We start from the raw sequence: 1625 nt of genomic DNA on the forward strand, positions 1-1625 counted from the left end.
CCTAACTTGATCTTTAACCTCGAGGTCCGAACGGCTCGTCGTACTTGATCACTCGGACTGGTAACTGCGGTACATGCGGGCGGCCTTCGGCTGAGCATGTGATCCGACCAAGGAACACACAACGCTCAGCACGAAGGCCGTGGGGATGAGTCTGTCGCATCACGTCGTCCGGCAGGATCCGATTGCGGGACTGTCACGCTTCCGGGGTGAGTTCTACTCCTGTCTGACCAGACGTGCGGATGGACTGTTCGAACTCGTGGACGCGGTGTTGTGCGCCGACGGGCCGGTCCGGTCCCTGGTGGAACTGTCTCTGGTCGGCGAATACCGGCGGGGACACGGCGGGCTCTACGACTCCCTGGCCGCGGGCCGGGTCGACGTCGCCAGGCTGCGACGGGCCCTGGCCACGGTGCCGCTGCCGCGCGCGTCGGACGGTCGGCTGGTCCTGGCCGCCGACCTCACCTGCTGGCTGCGGCCCAGCGCCCACACCTCACCGCAGCGAATTCTGTGCCACACCTACGGACGGGGCAAGGACCAGCACATCCCGGTTCCCGGCTGGCCGTACTCGGTGATCTGCGCGCTGGAGACCGGCCGAAGTTCCTGGACAGCACCGCTGGACGCACTACGTCTGGCACCGGGCGACGACGCCGCCACCGTCACCGCCAGGCAGATGCGCGAGCTCGTCGAACGGCTCATCACAGCCGGCCAGTGGAAAGACGCCGACCCGGAGATCCTGATCGTGGTGGATGCCGGATACGACGTGCCACGTCTGGCCTTCCTGCTGAAGGATCTGCCGGTGCAGGTGCTGGGCCGGATGCGCTCGGACCGTGTCCTGCGACGTGCGGTCCCACCCCGCGAGCTTGGAGTTCGGGGCCGCCCGCCCCGCCACGGCAGCGAGTTCGTCTTCGGTGACCCAGCCACCTGAAGCACACCCGACATTCAGACGGTGACCGCGACCCGCCTTTACGGCAGCGCCACCGCACGGGCCTGGGACCGGCTCCACCCGAGACTGACCCACCGCTCCTCCTGGACCGGCGAGCTGGGTGCCCTGCCCGTCATCGAGGGCACCGTGATCCGTCTGGAGGTCGAGCACCTGCCCAGCGGCGCGACACCGAAGCCGGTCTGGCTGTGGTGGTCGGGCACCGACGCCACCGAAACCACCGTCGACCTGCTCTGGCAGGCATTCCTGCGACGCTTCGACATCGAACACACCTTCCGGCTCTTCAAACAGACCCTGGGCTGGACCTGCCCGAAGATCCGCAGCCCTGAAGCCGCCGATCGCTGGACCTGGCTGATCCTCGCCGCCTTCACTCAGCTCCGGCTCGCACGCCCACTGGCGGCAGACCTCCGACGGCCGTGGGAGAAGCAGGCCCCGCCCGACAGGCTCACCCCCGCACGAGTCCGCCGCGACTTTCGGCACCTCCGCACAAAGGCCGCCTGTCCAGCCGAAGCACCGAAAACCGCCCGGCCCGGCCCAGGACGCCCACCCGGCCGCAAGAACAACCAGCCCACTGCCCGCCATGACGTGCACACAGTTGGCAGACCAGGCTCCGCAAAGCGACGCACGAAGAAATCAACGACCCCGCGTCCACGCCGCACAGGTTAAAGATCAAGCTAAGGGCTGTCCC

General features: G+C 67.8%; 1 pseudogene. It reads left to right on the forward strand.

The features are described from left to right. The first annotated feature begins 145 nt into the window (after positions 1 to 145). A pseudogene (locus ACFXPK_RS32885) lies at positions 146 to 1603 on the forward strand (NF041680 family putative transposase). Positions 1604 to 1625: the final 22 nt, after the last annotated feature.

The organism is Streptomyces sp. NPDC059142 (genome assembly GCF_042755665.1).
In the GTDB taxonomy this organism is placed as follows: Bacteria; Actinomycetota; Actinomycetes; order Streptomycetales; family Streptomycetaceae; genus Streptomyces.